This is a genomic window from Accumulibacter sp. (assembly GCF_032229525.1).
Taxonomy (GTDB): Bacteria; Pseudomonadota; Gammaproteobacteria; order Burkholderiales; family Rhodocyclaceae; genus Accumulibacter.
This window is the reverse complement of the sequence record NZ_JAVTWB010000242.1, coordinates 1-18,125: the sequence shown is the minus strand read 5'-3', so window position 1 is coordinate 18,125 and position 18,125 is coordinate 1. Positions and strand designations below refer to the sequence as shown.

Below are 18,125 nucleotides of genomic sequence, written 5' to 3'. Positions count from 1 at the left end.
GCGGACTGACCGCGGCTTTCGAGAGCGAGCGCTGCTTTACAGCATCGACTTCACGGCATCGGCTTCGTCGGTCAATTCCTTGAGCGTCTTGTTGATCTTCTCGCGCGAGTAGCCGTCGATCTCGAGACCCTGAATGATCTTGAACGAGCCGTCCTTGCATTCGCACGGAAAGCCGAAAACGATCCCGGCCGGGATGTCGTACGAGCCGTCGGACGGGACACCCATGGTTACCCATTCATCGGAACCGAGTACCCAGTCGTGCATGTGGTCAATCGCCGCGTTCGCCGCCGACGCTGCCGAGGACAGGCCGCGGGCATCGATGATCGCAGCCCCGCGCTTGCCGACGGTGGGCAGGAATACGTCGTTGTTCCACACCGGATCATTGATCAGGTCCTTGACGTTGTCGCCGTTGGACGTGCAGTTGCGGTAATCGGCGTACATCGTCGGCGAATGGTTGCCCCAGACCGTCAGCTGCTTGAAGCTGGCCACCGGCCGGCCGGCTTTGGCGGCGAGTTGCGAAAGGGCGCGATTGTGATCCAGGCGCAGCATGCCATGGTAGTTGGCCGGATTGGTGCGGCCAACTTTCTTCGCTGCCGAGCCGGCGATCAGGGCGTTGGTATTGCAGGGGTTGCCGACGACCAGGACACGGACGTTTTCCTTGGCGTTCTCGGCAATCGCCTTGCCCTGAACGGTAAAGATGGCACCGTTGGCAGTCAGCAGGTCAGCACGTTCCATTCCCGGTCCACGTGGACGGGCACCAACCAGGAGGCAGACGTCGGCATCCTTGAAAGCGACGTTCGGATCATCGGTAGCGAACATTCCGGCGAGCATCGGGAAGGCGCAGTCCTCGAGTTCCATGATCACGCCCTGGCAGGCTTTCTGTGCTTGTGGCAGGTCGAGCAGCTGAAGGATGACTGGCTGATCCTTGCCGAGCATTTCACCGGATGCGATCCGGAAAAGCAGGCTGTAACCGATTTGGCCGGCGGCGCCGGTGACCGCGACGCGCATGGGGGCTTTGGACATGATACGGCTCCTGTCGTTAGTGATGAGTGAAAAAAGTTGCGATGAACACCAGCTGGGAATTGAGCAAGAAAGCGACCGGCAGTGCCTGCGAATCTTTCTCTGTGCGCGGGCGCCGAATCGTGTGAATCATAAGACTCAGATGTGCAAGGTGTCAAATACGCGCGATCTATCTTATGTCTTATATATGATATGTTGGACATGAATGGGATGGACGGGTGAGCGAAATTGTGCTGAAATCACGGTCCATGAACCGCTCGTCGTCATTGCATTCTCCGACCTTCAGCCCACTGTATCGGCAGATCAAGGAATTGATCATGGCCAATCTGGAGTCCGGTGAGTGGGGTCCGGGCGGCTCCATCCCCAGTGAATCAGAGCTTGCGGGCCGCTTTGGTGTCAGTCAGGGCACCGTCCGCAAGGCAATCGACGAGATGGCGGCGGAGAACCTGCTGGTACGCCAACAAGGCAAGGGGACCTTTGTCGCCACGCACCGAGATCCGGGTTCTGCCTTCCGTTTTCTGCGTCTTGTCCCGAATGACGGAGAGCCGCAGGTCTCCCAGAGCGTGCCGCTTGAGTGCTGGCGGGCCAAGGCCGGCCCGGATGTTGCGCGCACTTTGGCGCTCCAACCCGGTGCGCCGATCACCATTCTCAGGCGTTTGCTGAAGTTGGGGGAGGAGCCGGTAGTCTTCGACGAAATTTACCTTTCGAGCGAGCTGTTTCCGGATCTTTCGCTGGAACTCGTCGGCTCAGGCGAATCACTGTACGGTCTGTTCGAAAGTCGTTATGGCGTTTGCATGGTTCGGGCAGACGAGCGGCTGCGCGCGGTGGCGGCCGACCGGGTCAGCGCCGACTTGCTGCAGGTCCCCGAGGGGAGTCCCTTGCTGCTCGTCGAGCGAGTGACTTTTAGCTATGGCCAGAAGCCGGTCGAATGGCGCAGGGGGTTCTATTCGACACGCAATCATCATTATCGCAATGAGCTGGGGTGAACGCCTTCGACAAGCGTTTGGGGAAGTCAGAGGCGCCTGAATAGTTTATAATCGGGCGTGGTATTTCGAGGTCAAGCGGTTGGCGTGCGACCGTATTACACATGAGGGATGACGTTCATGGCAGAGATGGCAATTAAGAAAAAACGTCCAAAGAATCTGGACTTGCCCAGCATCAGGCTACCGCTTCCGGGTATCCTCTCGATCCTTCACCGGGTCAGCGGAGCGGCGCTCTTCCTGCTGTTGCCCTTTCTCTTATGGTTGTTCCAGAGTAGCCTGACTTCTCCCGAAACCTTTACCAGCTTCCAGCAAGTGGTCGGTCATCCGCTGTCGAAAATCGTCCTGCTCGGATTGATCTGGTTCTACATGCACCACTTCTGCGCCGGCATTCGCTATCTGCTGCTGGACCTGCACAAGGGCATAGACCTCGAGTCTGCGCGTCTTTCGAGCAAGATCGTTTTCGCGGTCAGCATCGCTCTGACCCTGATCGTCGGAGCTAAAGTGCTATGGTAAATCGCATTCTTGTCGGGGCGCATTACGGCCTCAAGGACTGGATCATTCAGCGTGCCACGGCCATTGTGATGGCGGTCTACACGGTGATTTTTCTGGTTGTCATCGGTGCTGTCGGCCCCAATTCTTTCGAGTCCTGGCGCGGCATCTTCACCAACGGCTTCATGAAATTTGCCACATTCCTCTTCTTTGTCAGCCTTTTCTACCACGTCTGGATCGGCATCCGGGATATCTGGATGGACTACGTAAAACCGGATGGCCTGCGTTTGCTGATGATGATTGCGACGGCTACGGTGCTGGTCGGTTACGCCGGCTGGGCGATACAGATTCTGTGGAGAATGTAAGTGAGTAAGCAAAGCATACCGGTACGAAAGTTCGATGCTGTAATCGTTGGCGCAGGCGGTTCCGGGCTGCGCGCAGCGATTCAGCTTTCCGAGGGCGGCCTTAAAACAGCTGTCCTGTCAAAGGTCTTCCCGACCCGTTCGCATACCGTGGCGGCGCAAGGCGGCGTGTCTGCGTCGCTGGGCAACTCCGAGGAGGATCACTGGCACTGGCACATGTACGATACGGTCAAGGGTTCTGACTGGCTCGGCGACCAGGACGCGATTGAATACATGTGTCGCATGGCGCCCGAGGTGGTCGTCGAACTCGAGCATTTCGGCATGCCATTCGATCGGACGGACGAAGGCAAGATCTATCAGCGTCCGTTTGGTGGGCACATGTCGAACTTCGGCGAGAAGCCGGTACGACGGGCGTGTGCCGCGGCCGACCGCACCGGTCACGCCATGCTGCACGCGCTGTATCAGCGCAACGTGCGCGCCAACACCCAGTTCTTCGTCGAATGGATGGCGCTTGATCTGATTCGTGACCAGTCCGGGCAGGTGCTCGGGGTCATCGCCCTGGAGATGGAAACCGGCGAAGTGGTGGCTTTTCACGCCAAGGCGACGGTTTTCGCGACCGGAGGTGCCGGCCGCATCTATTACTCGTCGACCAATGCCTTCATCAATACTGGCGACGGCCTCGGCATGGCGGCGCGTGCCGGCATTCCTCTCGAGGACATGGAGTTCTGGCAGTTCCATCCGACCGGGGTTGCTGGTGCGGGGGTGCTGATCACCGAAGGTGTGCGCGGCGAAGGCGGCATCCTGCGTAACTCGGACAACGAGCGCTTCATGGAACGCTATGCGCCGAATGCCAAGGATCTGGCTTCGCGCGACGTGGTCTCGCGGGCGATGGTCACCGAGATCAATGAGGGTCGCGGTTGCGGACCGAACAAGGACTTCGTCCTGCTGGACATCACCCACCTCGATCCGGCAACGATCATGAAGCGTCTGCCGGGAATTCGCGAGATCTCGATTCAGTTCGCCGGCATCGACCCGATCCAGGCGCCGATTCCGGTGGTGCCGACCTGTCATTACCAGATGGGCGGTATTCCGACCAATTACAAGGGCCAGGTGGTCGCTCCCGACGGGGCGCCGGTCAAGGGCTTCTACGCCGCCGGGGAAGTGGCCTGTGCTTCGGTGCACGGCGCCAACCGGCTGGGGACCAATTCCTTGCTTGACCTGCTGGTGTTCGGCAAGTCTTCCGGGGATTCGGTCATCGCCGATGTCCAATCCGGTGCCATAAGCCATCAGGATCTACCCGATGGTTTTGCCGAGCGCACCATGGCTCGCCTGAACCGCCTCGAGACGCAGACCGGCGGCACCAGTGTCGACGAAACGCGCCTCGAATTGCAGCGCACGATGCAGAAGCACTGTGGGGTCTTCCGCTTCAAGGATATGCTGGCCGAGGGGGTGGCGAAGATTCTCGAGGTCGAGAAGGCGGTCGCCCGGACACAGATCAAGGACAAATCGCAGGTCTGGAACACGGCCCGCGTCGAAGCGCTGGAGCTTGATAATCTGATCGAAGTGGCCAAGGCGACGCTGGTTTCGGCCGACGCACGTAAGGAGTCGCGCGGTGCACATGTCCGGGACGATGCGCCGGACACGCCAGAAAACCCGAACGGGCGAGACGACGTCAACTGGCACAAGCATACGCTCTGGCAGCGCGAGGGTAGCACTCTCAGTTACAAGCCGGTGGTCATGACCCCACTGTCCGTCGAAACCATCGCGCTCAAGACGCGCTCCTACTGATCGTATGCCACGGAGTCAATAATTATGGCCACCAGTAACATGCTGTTCAAGATTTACCGCTACGATCCGGACAAGGATGACGCACCGTACATGCAGGAAATGTCGGTCGAAGTCGACTTCGCGCTCGATCGCAAGTTGCTCGACGTACTCACCCGCCTGAAAGCGAAGGACGACACGCTGTCCTATCGCCGATCGTGTCGGGAGGGTATTTGCGGGTCCGATGCGATGAACATCAATGGCAAGAACGGTCTGGCCTGTCTTACCGACATCAAGGACCTCAAGCAGCCGGTCGTGCTGCGCCCGCTGCCGGGTCTGCCAGTGATCCGCGACCTGATCGTCGACATGACCCAGTTCTTCAAGCAATATCACTCGGTCAAACCTTACCTGATCAACGAAGGTCCACGTCCCGAACGCGAGCGCTTACAGTCGCCCGAGGAGCGCGACGAACTGAACGGTCTTTACGAGTGTATCCTGTGCGCCTGCTGTTCGACCGCGTGCCCGTCGTTCTGGTGGAATCCGGACAAGTTCGTCGGCCCGGCTGGCCTGCTCAATGCCTATCGCTTCATCGCCGATACCCGCGACCAGGCGACCAACGAGCGTCTGGACGATCTCGAGGATCCCTATCGCTTGTTCCGCTGCCATTCGATCATGAACTGCGTCGACGTCTGTCCGAAGAATCTGAATCCGACGCGGGCGATCGGCAAGATCAAGGAAATGATGGTTCGTCGCGCCATCTGATGGAGGAAAGAGAAAAGCTCAATCGCCTGCGCTGGCGTTGTACACGCCGTGCGATGCTGGAGATGGATTTATTGCTCGGGGAGTTTCTCGACCGAATTTTTCCGACGCTCACGCCCGTGCAGGCGGACGCCTTTGTCACCTTGGCGGACATGGAAGATCTGGAACTTTGGCCGTTGATCAATGGCAGCAGCCAGTGTGCAGATGTGGCGCAGGCGGAGGTCCTGGCGCTGTTGCGTACAGTAAGAGTCAAGTAAGGGAGTTGCCATAATCTGGCAGTTTCAAGTTTGTAGTTTTGCCCTCAACACCTGACCGGGGATTAAGCAATGACGACCGACCGCAAAGCAATTCTGAATATCGAAGGGCGTGATCCCGTCGAGTTTCCGATCATGACGCCGACCCACGGCAATGATTGCATCGACATCCGCACCTTGGGCGCCAAGACCGGATTATTCACCTATGATTCCGGTTATCTGTCGACGGCGAGCTGCCGCTCGAAGATCACGTTCATCGACGGCGACAAGGGCGAACTCCTCTATCGTGGCTATCCGATCGAGCAGCTGGCAAAGGATTGCAACTTCCTCGAGGTGGCTTACCTGTTGTGGAATGGCGAGTTGCCGACCGCCGCAGAGAAAGTCGGTTTCGAGAAGAACATCAAACGCCACACCATGGTGCACGAGCAACTGGTGAAGTTCTATCAGGGTTTTCGTCGCGATGCGCACCCGATGGCCATCCTGGTCGGTGTCGTCGGTGCACTGTCCGCGTTCTACCACGAGGCCGAGGATTTCTCCGATCTCGAACACCAGAACATCAGTTTTAACCGCATCGTGGCCAAGCTGCCGACGATCGTTGCCATGGCCTACAAGTACCATGTCGGCGAGCCGTTCATGTATCCGCGCAACGACCTCGACTACACGGCGAATTTCATGCACATGATGTTCGGAACGCCGTGCGAGGAGTACAAGCCGAATCCTGTCCTGGTGCACGCGCTGGATACCATCTTCACCCTGCACGCCGATCACGAGCAGAACGCGTCGACCTCGACGGTCCGTCTATCGGGGTCTTCCGGGGCTAACCCGTATGCCTGTATCTCGGCGGGCATCGCCTGTCTTTGGGGCCCGGCGCACGGTGGCGCCAACGAGGCCTGCCTGCAGATGCTCGAGGAAATCCATGATGTCTCGCGTGTCGGCGAATACATCGCCCGGGCCAAGGACAAGAACGACAACTTCAAACTGATGGGTTTCGGTCACCGCGTCTACAAGAATTTCGATCCGCGTGCCAAGCTGATGAGAACGGTCTGCAACGACGTTCTGCAGGAACTCGGTCTGGAGAACGATCGTCTCTTCAAGCTGGCGATGGAACTCGAAAAGATTGCCCTCGAGGATGATTACTTCATCGAGAAGAAACTTTATCCGAATGTCGATTTCTACTCAGGGATCGTCCAGAAAGCGCTCGGTATTCCGACTACGATGTTCACCTGCATCTTTGCTCTGGCCCGCACGGTGGGTTGGATGACGCAATGGGAAGAGATGATCAACGATCCGGAGTACAAGATCGGTCGCCCGCGTCAGCTCTACGTCGGGGCAGCGAGGCGCGACGTGATTCCTGTCGGCCAACGCTAGGCCGGGGGGGGTCGAAGGGCGGCGACGGTAGCCGCCCTTTTTTCATGCTGTGGCTTTCTGCCGCAGGTTTTCGCATTCCGAACCAGGACCGTGACGACAGGTAACTGCCATGATGAAACAGCTTTCTGGTAACTCTCTCCTCTTTGGCGGCAACGCGCCCTTCGTCGAGGAGTTGTACGAAAACTATCTCGACAATCCCGGTTCCGTCTCTGAACAGTGGCGCGACTATTTCGACAAACTGGCACAGCTTCCCGGTCATGTCGCACGCGACGTGCCGCATTTGCCGGTGATCAATGCTTTCGCCGAGCAGGCGAGGCGGGGCGGTTATCGCGCGGCGGCCGTCGCACCGGTAGACGACAAGAAACAGGTCGGCATCCTGCAGATGATCACCGCCTATCGTTTCGCCGGGGACCGCTGGGCCAACCTTGATCCGCTGAAGCGCACACCGCGCCCCGATCTGCCGCAACTCGATCCCGCCTATTACGGGCTCTCCGATGCGGACCTCAACACCGTCTTCGCGGTCGGCTCGTTCAAGGGGGTGCCGGAGCACGCGACCTTTGGCCAGATTCTGGACGCCTTGAAGGCGACCTATTGTGGGTCCATCGGCGTCGAGTACATGTACCTGAGTACGCTCGACGAGAAACGGTGGGTCCAGGATCGTCTCGAGCGCATCCATTCCAAGCCGAGCTATACGGTCGAGGAGCGGATGCGAATGCTCGAGCGCCTGACCGCTGCCGAAACGCTCGAACGCTATTTGCACACGCGCTACGTCGGCCAGAAACGTTTCTCACTGGAAGGTGGCGAGTCGCTGATCGTGGCGCTTGACGAACTGATTCGTGTCGCGGGAACCGGCGGCGTTGACGAGATCGTCGTTGGTATGGCCCATCGCGGTCGCCTCAATGTTCTGGTGAACACCCTCGGCAAGGAACCGTCCATGCTGTTCGACGAGTTCGAGGGCAAGAAGGCGCAGGATCTTACCGCTGGCGACGTCAAGTATCACATGGGCTACTCGTCCGATGTCTCCACCCCGGGTGGGCCATGCCATCTGACGCTGTCGTTCAACCCGTCGCATCTGGAAATCGTGAACCCGGTGGTCGTTGGCTCGGTGTACTCGCGCCAGCGACGTCGCGGCGAGGACGGCAAGGACAAGGTGCTGTCGGTACTCATCCACGGCGATGCGGCGGTGGCCGGGCAGGGTGTCAACCAGGAAATGCTCAATTTCGCGCAAACGCGGGGCTATGGCGTTGGCGGCACGGTGCATATCGTGGTCAATAACCAGATCGGTTTCACCACCTCGGATCCGCGCGATTACCGTTCGTCGCTGTACTGCACCGACATCTTCAAAATGGCCGAGGCGCCGATCTTTCACGTCAATGGCGACGATCCCGAAGCCGTGGCACTGGTTACCGGTATCGCCATGCAGTACCGCAAGACCTTCAAGAAGGATGTCGTCGTCGACATCGTCTGCTATCGCAAACTCGGCCACAACGAGCAGGATGAGCCGATGGTGACGCAGCCGCTAATGTACAAGAAGATCCAGTTGCACCCCGGCACGCGCAAGCTCTACGCTGAAAAGCTGATAGCCGAAGGGGTCCTTGGCCCGGAAGGTCCGGACGAGATCATCGCCGACTATCGCGCCCACCTCGACCGCGGCGAGTTGTTGTACAACCCGGTTCTCGCCGGCTACAAGCACCCGATGACCATCGACTGGACGCCGTTCCTCTCGCCGATCTACATCGAGACCTGCGATACGCGGGTGCCGGCTGCCGAGCTGAAGCGCCTGGCCGAACGCCTGACAACGCTGCCGGCGAATTTCACCCTGCACAGCCGGGTAAAGAAGATCATCGACGACCGTCGCCTGATGGGCGAGGGCCAGTTGCCGATCGACTGGGGCATGGCCGAGAACCTGGCCTACGCGTCGCTTTTGGTCTCCAGCTACGGCATCCGGCTGTCGGGCGAAGACGTGGCTCGCAGCACCTTCTTTCACCGCCACGCGGCACTGCACGACCAGAATCGCGAGAGCTGGGACGAGGGCACCTATTACCCGCTGAAGCACCTGCAGGAAAAACAGGCCAGCTTCCAGTGTTTCGACTCCGTTCTCTCGGAGGAAGCCATTCTGGCCTTCGAATATGGCTACTCGACGGCCAATCCGTACGAGTTGATTGTCTGGGAAGCGCAGTTCGGCGACTTTGCCAACGGTGCGCAGGTGGTGATCGATCAGTTTCTCGCTGCCGGCGAGGCCAAGTGGGGTCGCGCGAGTGGGCTGGTGCTGCTGTTGCCACACGGTTACGAAGGGCAGGGTCCAGAACACTCCTCGGCACGCATCGAACGCTACATGCAGTTGTCTGCCGAGATGAACTGGGAAGTCTGCCAGCCGACGACGCCGGCCCAGGTTTTCCACATGCTGCGGCGGCAGGCGGTGCGCAACCAGCGCAAGCCGCTGGTCGTTTTTTCGCCGAAGTCGCTGCTCCGTCACAAGGACGCCACATCGACTCTCGGCGAGTTGAGCGACGGCGAGTTCCAGCGCGTGATCGGCGAAGTGGAACCGATCAACGCCAAGAAAGTCACTCGCGTCATCTTCTGTTCCGGCAGGATTTACTACGACCTGATGGCGGCGCGGCGCGAGAAAAAGACCACTCACATCGCCATCGCCCGCCTCGAACAACTCTACCCCTTCCCGCAGGAGTCCTTCCAGGAAGAGCTGGCGAAGTATCCGAAGGCCACCGAGATCGTCTGGTGCCAGGATGAGCCGCGCAATCAGGGTCCCTGGTACTGGATCGCTTCACGTCAGCACCTGTCGCGCTCGCTCAGCGACAAGCAGCATCTGTTGCTGGTCTCCCGTCCAGCAGCGGCTTCCCCGGCGGTTGGTTACCACAGCAAGCACAACGCCCAACAAAAAGCTCTGATCGACTCCGCTCTGGGGGAAATCGAGTACTACAAATTGGCCTAGAACGGAGAGAACATGATCATCGACGTCAAAGTTCCACAGCTTTCGGAATCAGTCGCTGAAGCGACCCTGGTTTCGTGGCACAAGAAGCCCGGCGACGCTGTCGCTCGGGATGAGAACCTGATCGACATCGAAACCGACAAGGTGGTACTTGAACTGCCAGCGCCGGATAGCGGCGTACTGGTTGAAATCGTCAAGGGTGACGGCGATACCGTGGTCGCCGGAGAGGTGATTGCGCGTATCGATACCGCTGCACAGGCGGGTGCGGTGGCGGCCCCCGCGGCCAAGGCTGCGCCAGCGAAAGCGGCGGCCGCGGCGAAAGCCGAGCCGGCGGGCGCCGTTGCCGCACCCGCGGCCGGTGTGGCCATGCCGGCGGCACGCAAGATCCTCGAAGAGAAGGGTGTTGCCGCAGGCGACGTCAGCGGTACCGGTCGTGGCGGTCGGGTTACCAAGGGCGACGCGCTGGCCGCACAGGCGCCGGCGCCCAGCCCCGTCGCCACTCCCGCTCCGGCTGCCGCCACTGCAGGGGCAGCTTCGCCATTTGTCACCCCGGCCGCCAAGGCGAGCACGACCCCGGCGCTCGCTGCTGCCCCCGACGTGACGGTGGCGCTCGGCGATCGGCCAGAACAGCGCGTGCCGATGTCTCGTCTGCGCGCTCGCGTGGCCGAGCGTTTGCTGCAGTCGCAGGCCAGCAATGCCATCCTGACCACCTTCAACGAAGTGAACATGGGCCCGATCATGGCGCTGCGCAAGCAGTACGGCGAGCGCTTCGAAAAGGCGCACCGCGTGCGCCTCGGCTTCATGGGTTTCTTCGTCAAGGCGGCTGTCGCTGCGCTGCAGAAGTTCCCGATCATCAACTCCTCGGTTGACGGCAGCGACATCGTCTATCACGGCTACATCGATATCGGAATCGCCGTTGGCAGTCCGCGCGGTCTGGTGGTGCCGATCCTGCGCGACGCCGACCAGATGACCATCGCCGACATCGAGAAGAAGATCGGCGAGTTCGGTACGAAAGCCAAGGACGGCAAGCTGTCGATGGAAGATCTGACCGGCGGCACCTTCTCGATTTCCAACGGCGGTGTTTTCGGTTCGATGCTGTCGACACCGATCATCAACCCGCCGCAGTCGGCGATCCTCGGCATTCACGCCACCAAGGATCGTCCGGTTGTCGAAAACGGTCAGGTCGTCATTCGCCCGATCAACTATCTGGCGATGTCGTACGATCACCGCATCGTCGACGGTCGCGAGGCCGTGCTCGGTCTGGTGACCATGAAGGAGGCGCTGGAAGATCCGGCCCGCCTGCTACTCGGGGTCTAGGCACTCCATCACCGGGGCACGGAGAGGCGGCACAGCGCGACGCTGTGCCAGCTCCGTGCCTTCGTGTCACTGCGGCTGGAAAGGGAATCTATCATGTCCAAGCAATTTGACGTTCTCGTTATCGGCGGTGGTCCAGGCGGCTATATTGCCGCCATCCGGGCGGCGCAGCTCGGTTTCAGTGTCGCCTGCTGTGAATCCAATGCGTACGCGGATCCGAAGGGCGAGCCGCGTCTGGGCGGCACCTGTCTGAACGTGGGTTGCATCCCATCCAAAGCGTTGCTGCACACCTCGCATCTTTTCGAGGAAGCCGCGCATGGTTTTGCCGACCAGGGTATCGGTGTCGGCACACCGACCATTGACGTGGCCAAGATGGTCGGTCGCAAGGATGGCATCGTCAAGCAGTTGACCAGTGGTATCAAGGGCTTGTTCAAGAAGAACAAGGTCACCCTGCTCAACGGCCATGGCGCCTTCGTCGGGCGCAGCGAGGCGAAGGGCGGCGAGGTATGGCAGGTCAAGGTCGGTGACAACGTCGTCGAGGCCAAGCAGGTGATCGTTGCCACCGGCTCGCGAGCGCGTCACCTGCCCGGGGTCCCGGTCGACAACGAGATCGTTTGCGACAACGTCGGCGCGCTCGATATCAACCTCGTTCCGAAGAAACTGGCGGTGATCGGCGCCGGCGTCATCGGTCTCGAAATGGGCAGTGTCTGGCGGCGCCTGGGTGCCGAAGTCACTCTCCTCGAAGCGCTGCCCGAATTTCTCTCGCTGGCGGATGTCGATGTGGCCAAGGAAGCCGCCAAACTTTTTGCCAAGCAGGGTCTACAAATTGTCACCGGTATCGAGATCGGCGACGTCAAGGTGTCGCAGAAGGGTGTCTCGATCGACTACACGGATCAGGATGGCGCTGAGCAGAAACTTGATGCCGACCGTCTGATTGTCTCGATCGGCCGTATTCCCAATACCGATGGGCTGGATGCCGACAAGGTCGGGCTGAAGCTCAACGAGCGGGGTCAGATCGAAGTCGACGCGCATTGCCGCACCAATCTTCCCGGCGTCTGGGCGGTGGGCGACGTGGTTGCCGGTCCAATGCTCGCCCACAAGGCGATGGAAGAGGGCGTCATGGTCGCCGAGATCATGGCCGGTCAGGCCGGACACTGCAATTTCGACACCATTCCCTGGGTGATCTACACCAGTCCCGAGATCGCCTGGGTGGGCAAGACCGAGCAGCAGTTGAAGGCTGAGGGCACTGCCTTCAAGACCGGCAAGATTCCGTTCGCTGCCAACGGCCGGGCACTGGGCATGGGCGATCCCAGTGGCTTCGTCAAGATGTTGGCCTGCGCCAAGACCGATCGCATTCTCGGCGTGCATATCATTGGCCCGAATGCTTCCGAGTTGATCTCGGAGTGCGTGGTGGCGATGGAGTTCGGCGCTGCTTCGGAAGATCTGGCCCGTATTTGCCATGCCCACCCGACCTTGTCGGAAGTGGTGCACGAGGCAGCGCTGGCTTGCGACAAGCGGCCGCTGCACTTCTAGGCGGCGGGTTCTGTCGCTAGTTGGATGGCGGGAGGCGCCGGGCTGTATCTGGTTCGTCCGGGTGAAGCATCAGGGATGTCCATCAGCTGCCTGTCTGTCGCCTGTCGCCAGCCCCGGAGCTGGCGGCTGGTGCTGCATCTGCGGTAAGCTTGTCCCTGACCACATCAATGCAAACGAGGGTGCGGAATGGCACTGGAGGACGCAAGCTTGATCGAACGGGCGATGCAACACTCGCACCAGCGGCGGGCTGAGCAGGAGGTGCGGGCAGCACCGGTGCCGACGACCTTGCCTGCTCGTCGGCGGACCGACCACCCGAGGCGACGCCGCGGTGACGTCGTAGTCCCCGAGCGCGGCAGTTTCTGGCTGATGTACCTGAGCAATATCGTTTCGGCTCTGTTGGGGGCCGGCCTGATGTACCTGACCCTGAACGGTTTGCGGCCAACGCCGGCTGAGTCCGTCAAGCTTGTCTCCAGCGAACCCGTCGTTGCCCCTGCCGTGGAATCGCGGCAGCCAGCAGCGCCAATCCAGGCCGAGACAACCGAGGTGCCGAAGGTGCAGGCACCGGCACCCGCCGTGGACCTCCAAGCCCAGGCTTACCCGGTGATCGAGCACTGGCGCCAAGCCTGGTCCGCCCGCGACATCGACCAGTATCTGGCCAGCTACAGCGACAACTTCGTACCCGCCGACGGCGCATCCCGTGCGGCCTGGGCGGAGGCGCGGCGGAAGAACTTCGCGAGCCGCGACAGCATTGCGGTAAGCGTCCGCGGATTGACTGCCGAAGCGGACGGCGAGGATGCGATCAAGGTCTATTTCCAGCAGGACTATGCTTCCGGCAGATACCGTGAAAGCGGCCAGTGGAAGACCCTTGTGCTACAGCGCGAAGATGCAGGCTGGCGCATCGTCGCCGAGACTCAGAGCGGTCCGGGCTGATCCTTCGGAAGTTGCGTCTCGGCGCCAGGCGCCGGCGGCGTCTGTGAGGACCAGACGACGCGACGCGACGACAGCGGCGTCCAGCTCGGCGGCTAGTCGCCGCAGAAGGGGTTGCTGCGTCGCTCGGCGCCGAAGGTCGACATCGGCCCGTGTCCCGGAAGGAAAGCGACGTCGTCGCCGAGTGGCCAGAGGCGCTCGCGGATCGAAGAAATCAGCGTGTCGTAATCGCCTTTCGGGAAATCCGTGCGACCGATCGAACCCTGGAAGAGCACGTCGCCAACGATCGCCAGCCGGTCGGCCTGGCTGAAGAAAACGACGTGCCCGGGAGTGTGCCCCGGGCAGTGCAGAACATCCATCTCGACTTCGCCGAAGCGCACCGTGTCACCCTGCTCGAGCCAGCGGTCGGGCGTGAAGGCGCGCGCGTCGGCGAGGCCGAACATCCGGCTCTGGCCCGGCATGCCATCGATCCAGAACTGATCCTCGCGCTGCGGCCCTTCGATCGGCAGCGAGAGACGCTCGGCCAGGTCGGCGACCGCACCGGCATGGTCGATGTGGCCATGGGTGACCAGAATCTTCTCGAGTTTCACCCCCTGGGCTTCGACCGCGCGCAGGATGCGCGCTGCATCGCCGCCCGGATCGACCACGGCGCCACGCATGCTTTTCTCGCACCACAACAGACTGCAGTTCTGCGCGAAGGGGGTCACCGGGATGATCTGATATTTCATGGCAAGAGTCGTTCTGGCGCGGGTTGTGAAGACCGCGCAGTATAACAGAGCGGCGTTTTGGCCGGCCCGCTGCACGCCGCTCGCCGGGGCCAATCGCGGTAGTCTGTCGCCTCTCTTCGGGCCTTGCCGTGCCAGCGTCCTGTCTTCGCCGGGGCTGTCAACGAGCATCGTGCCGATGAACCTCGAAACGGAAGAGTTGCGGCCGTTCGCTATCGACGATGACCTTTACCCATCCCATGATCGGGTAGCCAAAGGTCTCCAGGCGCGTGAAGTTGGCGATCGGACGTCCCGTTGCCGGATGGCGCAAGGGGTGGTCGACGCGCTGCCAGTGCGTGTCGCCGTGAATCAGCAGCACCTGGCCCGGGAAAGCAAGGGTCTCTCTTTGTAGCGTTTCGAGCAACTGTCGGTAGCCGACATGCGCCAGGCCGGCGGCGGCGTCCTTGAAGCCGGGGTTGGCCTGCATGACGATCACCAGGCCGGCGGCGCGCTCGCGCCGCGCCGTGGCAAAGCCCTGTTCCAGCCACTCGATGACCGCTGGGTTGCGGGCCAGGAACTCCTGACTCGCTTCCTGGCCTTTGCCGAAGTTGTTGTCCGGCCCGGGAACGTTGAGCGACACGAAGAGCACCGGTCCCAGCCGCCAGCGTAGTTGTTCCGGATGGCCGCCGGGGTGCTGTTCGACCGCTAGCGTTCCCTTGCCACGCGAGCGCGGCGTGGCGAAGAAGATCTCGCGCAGCTTGTTCAGCCGCTCCTGCGGGTCGAAGTGCCCGGCGATCAGCTGCCGGCAGTCGGTCCATTCGTTGTCCCCCGGGGTGTAGATCAGCGGCACCGGAGAAGCGTCGAACAGGGCACGGCGGGCCAGAAAAACATCGTCACTGCAAACCATACTGCTGTTCTTGAAGTCGCCGGCGTGGATGACCAAATCGGGGTACTCGGCGGCGATGTCGGCGAGCATCCGCGGCAACTGGCGCTCTTCGTAGTCGCTGTAGGGCGTGTCGCCGATTACCGCAAACCGCCAGCTTTCGGCGTCTGCGGCGCCACCCAGCAGCAGGCCCATGGCCAGCAGTAGACCGGCCATCACGTGCTTTCGCTGGCTCATGGCAGGAGGGACTTCAGTTCGTAGAGCGCGTCGAGCGCCTCTCTCGGTGTTAGCTGATCGGGATCGACCGCGAGTAGCCGCTCGATTGCCGGATGGGTGTCCGGTTCACTGGCTTCGGCGGCGGTGGACAGCGCGCTGGCAAAGAGGTCGGGTTGCAGCGGGTTGATCGACGCACGCTGCTCGAACTCGCGCAATTGGCGCCGGGCTGCTTTCACCACCGAAGAGGGAATGCCGGCCAGCGCCGCGACCTGTATCCCGTAGCTCTGGTTGGCCGGCCCGTCCTCGACCGCGTGCAAGAAGACGATGCGCTCGCCATGTTCGACGGCGTCGAGGTGTACGTTGGCCAGCCCGGCATATTCGTTGGCGAGCAGGGTCAGCTCGAAGTAGTGCGTCGCAAACAAGGTCAGGCAGCGGTTTTTCTCGATCAGGTGGCGGCAGATGGCGAAAGCCAGTGCCATCCCGTCGAAGGTCGAGGTGCCGCGCCCGACTTCGTCCATCAGCACCAGGCTGCGGTCGGTGGCGTGATGCAGGATGGCAGCCGACTCGGTCATCTCGACCATGAAGGTCGAGCGACCACCGGCGAGATCGTCGGCGGCGCCGATGCGCGTGAAGATCTGGTCGAGAGGACCGAGGACGGCACTGCTGGCCGGGACAAAACTGCCGACGTGGGCGAGCAGGGCGATCAGCGCCGTCTGCCGCATATAGGTCGACTTGCCGCCCATGTTCGGGCCGGTGATCAGCAACAGCCGGCGCTGGTCATCGAGGCGCGTGTCGTTGGCGATGAAGGTTTCGCCGCCGGGAAGCTGGTCCTCGACCACCGGGTGTCGGCCGCCCTCGATCAGCAAACCGGGCTCCGACGAAAACAGGGGCCGGCAGTAGTTGCGCAGCAGCGCCGTATCCGCGAAGCCCGCCAGCAGGTCGACGCCAGCCACCGCCTGCGCGATTTTCTGCAGGCGCGGCAGTTCGGGCTGCAGGGCAGAGAGCACACCCTCGTAAAGCAGCTTCTCGCGTGCCAGTGCGCGGTCTTTCGCCGACAAGGCTTTGTCCTCGAAGGCCTTGAGTTCCGGGGTGAGATAGCGTTCGGCATTTTTCAGCGTCTGCCGGCGACGGTAATCGTCGGGAATTCTGGCCGTGTTGGCGTGCGTGACTTCGATGTAGAAGCCATGTACGCGGTTGTATTCGACCTTCAGGTTGGCGATGCCCGTGCGTTCGCGCTCGCGTGCTTCGAGCTCGAGCAGGAAGGCACCGCAGTCGTCGTTGAGCGCGCGCAGTTCGTCGAGTTCGGCATCGAAACCGCGGGCGATGACGCCGCCTTCGCGGATCAAAGCGGCCGGTTCCGCAAGGATGGCGCGGCGCAGCAGGTCGAGGGCGCGCTCGGGGGTGGCCAGTTGCCCATGCAGTTCGGTCAGCAGTGGCGCGGCTGAAGTGGCCAGCGGCGCGCGCAACTCATCGAGATATTGCAGACTCTCGCGCAGGCTCGACAGATCGCGTGGTCGGGCACTGACCAGCGCGATGCGGCCAGCGATGCGCTCGATGTCGGCGAAACCGCGCAAGGTCTGCCGCAGCGCGCGCAGCGTGCGATCGCCATCGTCCAGCAGCATGGCGATCGCCGCGTGGCGGGCGGTGGGGATCGCCGGATCGCGCAAGGGGTGGTGGAGCGTATGGCGCAACAGCCGCGAGCCCATCGAAGTGATGCAATTGTCGAGCAGGCTGCACAGCGTCGGGGCGGCCTGGCCACGCAGCGTTTCGGTGAGTTCGAGGTTGCGCCGGGTGGCCGTATCCAGACCGAGGAAAGTTGCGTCGCGTTCAACGGTCAGCGCCTGCAGGTGCGGCAGGGCGCGCGCCTGCGTCGCCTGCGCGTAGCGCAGCAAGGCGCCGGCCGCCGCGATCGCCGGCTGCAGATCGTCGGCGCCGAAGCCGGCCAGTGAGGTGGTACCGAAATGCGCGCACAGCTCTCGCTTCGCTGCCTCGACGTCGAAGTGCCAATCGGGCCGGCGGGTGAGTGCCACCTCGGCAGCGAAGTTTTCGAGCAGGCCTTCGGGAACCAGGATCTCGGCTGGTCGAATGCGTTCGAGGGTGGCTGCCAGCCTGCCCGGGGCCACTTCGCAGACGCGGAACTCGCCGCTCGCCAGGTTGATCCACGCCAGCCCCGCGAGTTGCCGTGTGACATGGATGGCAAGCAGCAGCGTATTGCGCTTCTCATCGAGCAGCGCCGCGTCGGTCAGTGTCCCCGGCGTGACGATGCGCGCCACCGCGCGTTCGACCGGGCCCTTGCTGGTCGCCGGATCACCGATCTGCTCGCAGATCACCACCGACTCGCCCAGCCGAACCAGTTTTGCCAGGTACTGCTCGACCGCGTGGTACGGCACGCCGGCCATCTTGATCGGCTGCCCGGCCGACTGGCCGCGCGTCGTCAGCGTGATGTCCAGCAGCCGCGCCGCCTTTTCCGCGTCGTCGAAAAACAGCTCGTAGAAGTCACCCATGCGGTAGAACAACAGCAGGCCGGGATGCTGCGCCTTGATGCGCAGGTACTGCTGCATCATCGGGGTGTGCGCGGATTCGGCGCTGTCTTTTGCGTCTT

15 protein-coding genes are annotated in these 18,125 nt (G+C 61.8%); 11 read left to right on the top strand and 4 right to left on the bottom strand.

The window, feature by feature from the left end; all coding sequences use genetic code 11:
• Positions 1 to 36 precede the first annotated feature (36 nt).
• Positions 37 to 1,023 carry a malate dehydrogenase gene (locus RUW20_RS19135; RefSeq protein ID WP_313953811.1) on the bottom strand — a complete coding sequence of 329 codons (987 nt, stop codon included), beginning with the start codon at positions 1,021 to 1,023 and terminating at the stop codon, positions 37 to 39.
• A 245-nt stretch (positions 1,024 to 1,268) separates the two neighbouring features.
• On the opposite strand from RUW20_RS19135, the gene RUW20_RS19130 reads away from it, so the two are divergent.
• From RUW20_RS19130 to RUW20_RS19080, 11 genes are all read left to right on the top strand, one after another.
• Complete coding sequence (locus RUW20_RS19130) at positions 1,269 to 2,006, top strand: GntR family transcriptional regulator (protein WP_313953822.1); 738 nt, start codon at positions 1,269 to 1,271, stop codon at positions 2,004 to 2,006.
• Positions 2,007 to 2,123: 117 nt separating this feature from the next.
• On the top strand, positions 2,124 to 2,516 hold the full coding sequence (gene sdhC, locus RUW20_RS19125; protein WP_313953810.1) for a succinate dehydrogenase, cytochrome b556 subunit: 393 nt from the start codon (positions 2,124 to 2,126) through the stop codon (positions 2,514 to 2,516).
• Complete coding sequence (gene sdhD, locus RUW20_RS19120; RefSeq protein ID WP_313953809.1) at positions 2,510 to 2,857, top strand: succinate dehydrogenase, hydrophobic membrane anchor protein; 348 nt, start codon at positions 2,510 to 2,512, stop codon at positions 2,855 to 2,857. Before sdhC ends, sdhD begins: the two co-directional genes overlap by 7 nt.
• Positions 2,858 to 4,642, top strand: coding sequence for a succinate dehydrogenase flavoprotein subunit (gene sdhA / locus RUW20_RS19115; RefSeq protein WP_313953808.1), 1,785 nt, complete (start codon positions 2,858 to 2,860; stop codon positions 4,640 to 4,642).
• A 24-nt stretch (positions 4,643 to 4,666) separates the two neighbouring features.
• Positions 4,667 to 5,380 carry a succinate dehydrogenase iron-sulfur subunit gene (locus tag RUW20_RS19110; protein ID WP_313953807.1) on the top strand — a complete coding sequence of 238 codons (714 nt, stop codon included), beginning with the start codon at positions 4,667 to 4,669 and terminating at the stop codon, positions 5,378 to 5,380.
• Positions 5,380 to 5,634, top strand: a complete 255-nt coding sequence (locus tag RUW20_RS19105; RefSeq protein WP_313953806.1) for a succinate dehydrogenase assembly factor 2 — start codon at positions 5,380 to 5,382, stop codon at positions 5,632 to 5,634. The genes RUW20_RS19110 and RUW20_RS19105 overlap by 1 nt, the downstream gene beginning before the upstream one ends.
• Before the next feature lie 69 nt (positions 5,635 to 5,703).
• Positions 5,704 to 6,999: a citrate synthase gene (gene gltA, locus RUW20_RS19100; RefSeq protein WP_313953805.1), complete on the top strand. Its 1,296-nt coding sequence runs from the start codon at positions 5,704 to 5,706 to the stop codon at positions 6,997 to 6,999.
• Positions 7,000 to 7,108: 109 nt separating this feature from the next.
• A complete protein-coding gene (locus tag RUW20_RS19095) occupies positions 7,109 to 9,949 on the top strand; it encodes a 2-oxoglutarate dehydrogenase E1 component (protein WP_313953804.1) in 2,841 nt (946 codons plus the stop codon).
• Between the two features lie 12 nt (positions 9,950 to 9,961).
• Entirely contained in the window at positions 9,962 to 11,263 is a 1,302-nt protein-coding gene (gene odhB, locus RUW20_RS19090; RefSeq protein WP_313953803.1) for a 2-oxoglutarate dehydrogenase complex dihydrolipoyllysine-residue succinyltransferase, read from the top strand.
• A gap of 93 nt (positions 11,264 to 11,356) precedes the next feature.
• Positions 11,357 to 12,793 (top strand): dihydrolipoyl dehydrogenase, encoded by a 1,437-nt coding sequence (gene lpdA, locus RUW20_RS19085; protein WP_313953802.1) that lies wholly within the window; start codon positions 11,357 to 11,359, stop codon positions 12,791 to 12,793.
• Between the two features lie 411 nt (positions 12,794 to 13,204).
• Entirely contained in the window at positions 13,205 to 13,723 is a 519-nt protein-coding gene (locus RUW20_RS19080) for a nuclear transport factor 2 family protein (RefSeq protein WP_313953801.1), read from the top strand.
• A 92-nt stretch (positions 13,724 to 13,815) separates the two neighbouring features.
• Here the strand turns inward: RUW20_RS19080 and RUW20_RS19075 are convergent, their stop codons facing one another.
• The 3 genes from RUW20_RS19075 to mutS form a co-directional block, all read right to left on the bottom strand.
• Positions 13,816 to 14,448, bottom strand: a complete 633-nt coding sequence (locus RUW20_RS19075; RefSeq protein WP_313953800.1) for an MBL fold metallo-hydrolase — start codon at positions 14,446 to 14,448, stop codon at positions 13,816 to 13,818.
• A gap of 157 nt (positions 14,449 to 14,605) precedes the next feature.
• On the bottom strand, positions 14,606 to 15,544 hold the full coding sequence (locus tag RUW20_RS19070; RefSeq protein ID WP_313953799.1) for a metallophosphoesterase family protein: 939 nt from the start codon (positions 15,542 to 15,544) through the stop codon (positions 14,606 to 14,608).
• On the bottom strand, positions 15,541 to 18,087 hold the full coding sequence (gene mutS, locus RUW20_RS19065; RefSeq protein WP_313953821.1) for a DNA mismatch repair protein MutS: 2,547 nt from the start codon (positions 18,085 to 18,087) through the stop codon (positions 15,541 to 15,543). The genes RUW20_RS19070 and mutS overlap by 4 nt, the downstream gene beginning before the upstream one ends.
• Positions 18,088 to 18,125: the final 38 nt, after the last annotated feature.